Raw genomic sequence first — 5,329 nt, 5'->3', positions numbered from 1 at the left:
ATTCAAACTGGTGTGTTATCAAATTATTGGCTTATTAGTACCGGTCAGCTCCAAGGGTCTTTAGTCCCCTCTTCCACATCCGGCCTATCAACGCAGTAGTCTAGCTGCGAGCCTCTCCCCCGAAGGGATGGAAATCTCATCTCGAAGCCGGCTTCCCGCTTAGATGCTTTCAGCGGTTATCCGTTCCGAACGTAGCTAATCAGCGGTGCTCCTGGCGGAACAACTGACACACCAGAGGTTCGTCCATCCCGGTCCTCTCGTACTAGGGATAGATCTTCTCAAATTTCCTGCGCGCGCAGCGGATAGGGACCGAACTGTCTCACGACGTTCTAAACCCAGCTCGCGTACCGCTTTAATGGGCGAACAGCCCAACCCTTGGGACCTACTCCAGCCCCAGGATGCGACGAGCCGACATCGAGGTGCCAAACCATGCCGTCGATATGGACTCTTGGGCAAGATCAGCCTGTTATCCCCGAGGTACCTTTTATCCGTTGAGCGACAGCGCTTCCACAAGCCACTGCCGGATCACTAGTCCCGACTTTCGTCCCTGCTCGACTTGTCAGTCTCACAGTCAAGCTCCCTTGTGCACTTACACTCGACACCTGATTGCCAACCAGGTTGAGGGAACCTTTGGGCGCCTCCGTTACTTTTTAGGAGGCAACCGCCCCAGTTAAACTACCCACCAGGCACTGTCCCTGAACCGGATCACGGTTCGAAGTTAGATATCCAATATGACCAGAGTGGTATTTCAACGTTGACTCCACCTGAACTAGCGTCCAAGCTTCACAGTCTCCCACCTATCCTACACAAGCCACACCGAACACCAATACCAAGCTGTAGTAAAGGTCACGGGGTCTTTCCGTCCTGCTGCGCGTAACGAGCATCTTTACTCGTAATGCAATTTCGCCGAGTTCGCGGTTGAGACAGCTGGGAAGTCGTTACGCCATTCGTGCAGGTCGGAACTTACCCGACAAGGAATTTCGCTACCTTAGGATGGTTATAGTTACCACCGCCGTTTACTGGGGCTTAAATTCTCAGCTTCGCCTTGCGGCTAACCGTTCCTCTTAACCTTCCAGCACCGGGCAGGCGTCAGTCCGTATACATCGTCTTGCGACTTGGCACGGACCTGTGTTTTTAGTAAACAGTCGCTTCCCACTGGTCTCTGCGGCCTTCGAACGCTCCAGGAGTAAATCCCTTCACGCCTCCGGCCCCCCTTCTCCCGAAGTTACGGGGGCATTTTGCCGAGTTCCTTAACCACGATTCTCTCGATCTCCTTAGTATTCTCTACCTGATCACCTGAGTCGGTTTGGGGTACGGGTGACTAAAACCTCGCGTCGATGCTTTTCTTGGCAGCATAGGATCACTGATTTCGCCCTTACGGGCTACCCATCGGGTCTCAGCCTTATATGAGAGACGGATTTGCCTACCTCTCGGCCTACATCCTTAGACCGGGACAACCATCGCCCGGCTCAGCTACCTTCCTGCGTCACACCTGTTAATACGCTAACCGCACCAGCATAGGGTCGCACGCTAGGCCTCACGCTTCACCCCGAAGGGATCCATCTAGAGGATTCAGATGCTTAGCATTACTGGATTAGCTTGGACGGTTTTTCGCCAGTACGGGAATATAAACCCGTTGTCCATCGACTACGCCTGTCGGCCTCGCCTTAGGTCCCGACTTACCCAGGGCGGATTAGCCTGGCCCTGGAAACCTTGATCTTTCGGAGGACGGGTTTCTCACCCGTCTTTCGCTACTCATGCCTGCATTCTCACTCGTGTAGCCTCCACGGCTGGTTTACACCGCCGCTTCGCTGGCCACACGACGCTCTCCTACCCATCAACACGGCTGAACCAACACAACAAGTGTGCGGCTTACCAAAAATATCAATGCCACAACTTCGGTGGCGTGCTTGAGCCCCGTTACATTGTCGGCGCGGAATCACTTGACCAGTGAGCTATTACGCACTCTTTCAAGGGTGGCTGCTTCTAAGCCAACCTCCTGGTTGTCTGTGCAACTCCACATCCTTTCCCACTTAGCACGCGCTTTGGGACCTTAGTTGGTGGTCTGGGTTGTTTCCCTCTCGACGATGAAGCTTATCCCCCACCGTCTCACTGCTGCGCTCTCACTTACCGGCATTCGGAGTTTGGCTGACGTCAGTAAGCTTTTAGGCCCCATCGGCCATCCAGTAGCTCTACCTCCGGCAAGAAACACGCAACGCTGCACCTAAATGCATTTCGGAGAGAACCAGCTATCACGAAGTTTGATTGGCCTTTCACCCCTATCCACAGCTCATCCCCTCCATTTTCAACTGAAGTGGGTTCGGTCCTCCACGACGTCTTACCGTCGCTTCAACCTGGCCATGGATAGATCACTTCGCTTCGGGTCTAGGACATGCGACTGAATCGCCCTATTCAGACTCGCTTTCGCTACGCATTCCCCTCTCGGGTTAAGCTCGCCACATATCACTAACTCGCAGGCTCATTCTTCAAAAGGCACGCTGTCACCAGAATCAGACTGGCTCCAACGGTTTGTAAGCAAACGGTTTCAGGTACTATTTCACTCCCCTCCCGGGGTACTTTTCACCTTTCCCTCACGGTACTTGTTCACTATCGGTCATGTAGGAGTATTTAGGCTTATCAGGTGGTCCTGACAGATTCACACGGGATTTCTCGGGCCCCGTGCTACTTGGGATACTCTTCGGGCGATTACTGCATTTCGACTACGGGGTTCGCACCCTCTATGACCAGGCTTTCAATCCTGTTCGTCTATACAACGCTCTAACCCTCACTGTTCGGCAGAATCAGCAGAAAAGTCCCGCAACCCCGACCATGCAACGCCTGCCGGCTATCACACATGATCGGTTTAGCCTCATCCGGGTTCGCTCGCCACTACTAACGGAATCACTATTGTTTTCTCTTCCTGTGGGTACTGAGATGTTTCACTTCCCCACGTTCCCTCTACCCGCCCTATATATTCAGGCGGGAGTCACCAGGTCACCTTACGGGCCTGGCGGGGTTTCCCCATTCGGACATCCTCGGATCACAGTTCGTTTATCAACTCCCCGAGGCTTATCGCAGATTACTACGTCCTTCTTCGGCTCTACATGCCAAGGCATTCACCGTTTGCTCTTAGAAATTTGAAATCACATGAGTTTGAATCGATTAAGAATCGTAAAACTTTCGTCTCACGATCNATCACATGAGTTTGAATCGATTAAGAATCGTAAAACTTTCGTCTCACGATCGAAATTGACCAATGATCTATAAATAGATCTTTGTAATTTGCAGTCCGAAGACTGTCAAATTTAAGATGCTCGCGTCCACTGTGTAGTTCTCAAAGTACGGGCGGTACCCTCACCTGCCCACGATTGATGTGAACAGNCGAAATTGACCAATGATCTATAAATAGATCTTTGTAATTTGCAGTCCGAAGACTGTCAAATTTAAGATGCTCGCGTCCACTGTGTAGTTCTCAAAGTACGGGCGGTACCCCTCCAAGCCAGCGACCGAACAAGTTCGGTACGACTGCTGACAAGAAAAGGTCCAGAGGAACAGTCCAACCAGGCAAAACCCAGTTGTTCCGGTCCCTCAGGACCCAACAGCGTGCATATATGTTTCCTTCATAACCGGACCTTTCCAACGAGGCACCGCAAGCGGTACCAGGCGTACTGGATCCAGAGATGATCTCTGCATATCAATGTCAATGTTCCACCCATGAGCGCCATCGAAGAACATTCGTCTTCGTATGGCTTGGCAGTGTTACTCCGCTGTATACAGACGGCACTGCTGTGCTCCTTAGAAAGGAGGTGATCCAGCCGCACCTTCCGGTACGGCTACCTTGTTACGACTTAGTCCTAATCACCGATCCCACCTTCGACAGCTCCTTCCCGTGAGGGTTAGGCCACCGGCTTCGGGTGTTACCGACTTTCATGACTTGACGGGCGGTGTGTACAAGGCCCGGGAACGTATTCACCGCAGCGTTGCTGATCTGCGATTACTAGCGACTCCGACTTCATGAGGTCGAGTTGCAGACCTCAATCCGAACTGAGACCGGCTTTTTGGGATTCGCTCCACCTTGCGGTATTGCAGCTCTTTGTACCGGCCATTGTAGCATGCGTGAAGCCCAAGACATAAGGGGCATGATGATTTGACGTCATCCCCACCTTCCTCCGAGTTGACCCCGGCAGTATCCCATGAGTTCCCACCATTACGTGCTGGCAACATAGGACGAGGGTTGCGCTCGTTGCGGGACTTAACCCAACATCTCACGACACGAGCTGACGACAACCATGCACCACCTGTATAGAGACCTTGCGGGGCGACTGTTTCCAGCCGTTTCCTCTATATGTCAAGCCTTGGTAAGGTTCTTCGCGTTGCATCGAATTAATCCGCATGCTCCGCCGCTTGTGCGGGCCCCCGTCAATTCCTTTGAGTTTTAGCCTTGCGGCCGTACTCCCCAGGCGGGGAACTTAATGCGTTAGCTGCGACACGGAGACCGTGGAATGGTCCCCACATCTAGTTCCCAACGTTTACGGCATGGACTACCAGGGTATCTAATCCTGTTCGCTCCCCATGCTTTCGCTCCTCAGCGTCAGTTACGGCCCAGAGATCTGCCTTCGCCATTGGTGTTCCTCCTGATATCTGCGCATTCCACCGCTACACCAGGAATTCCAATCTCCCCTACCGCACTCTAGTCTGCCCGTACCCACTGCAGGCCCGAGGTTGAGCCTCGGGTTTTCACAGCAGACGCGACAAACCGCCTACGAGCTCTTTACGCCCAATAATTCCGGACAACGCTTGCACCCTACGTATTACCGCGGCTGCTGGCACGTAGTTAGCCGGTGCTTTTTCTGCAGGTACCGTCACTTTCGCTTCTTCCCTACTAAAAGAGGTTTACAACCCGAAGGCCGTCGTCCCTCACGCGGCGTTGCTGCATCAGGCTTTCGCCCATTGTGCAATATTCCCCACTGCTGCCTCCCGTAGGAGTCTGGGCCGTGTCTCAGTCCCAGTGTGGCCGGTCACCCTCTCAGGCCGGCTACCCGTCGTCGCCTTGGTGAGCCATTACCTCACCAACTAGCTGATAGGCCGCGAGCTCATCCCTGACCAAAATTCTTTCCACCCCCAGAGATGCCTCCAAGGGTCGTATCCGGTATTAGACGTCGTTTCCAACGCTTATCCCAGAGTCAAGGGCAGATTGCTCACGTGTTACTCACCCGTTCGCCACTAATCCGAAGAGCAAGCTCTCCATCATCGTTCGACTTGCATGTGTTAAGCACGCCGCCAGCGTTCGTCCTGAGCCAGGATCAAACTCTCCGTAAATGTTTGATTG

The 5,329-nt window shown here is 53.2% G+C and carries 2 rRNA genes; both read right to left on the bottom strand.

What is annotated here, in order from left to right:
* Window positions 1–14: 14 nt before the first annotated feature.
* Window positions 15–3,143, bottom strand: a 23S ribosomal RNA gene (locus E3O46_RS13345).
* A 656-nt stretch (window positions 3,144–3,799) separates the two neighbouring features.
* Window positions 3,800–5,319: ribosomal RNA gene (locus E3O46_RS13340) — 16S ribosomal RNA — on the bottom strand.
* The 16S and 23S rRNA genes sit together here, the layout of an rRNA operon.
* Window positions 5,320–5,329 lie beyond the last annotated feature (10 nt).

This window comes from Cryobacterium glucosi, assembly GCF_004402235.1.
In the GTDB taxonomy this organism is placed as follows: Bacteria; Actinomycetota; Actinomycetes; order Actinomycetales; family Microbacteriaceae; genus Cryobacterium; species Cryobacterium glucosi.
This window is presented reverse-complemented; position numbering and strand designations above follow the sequence as displayed.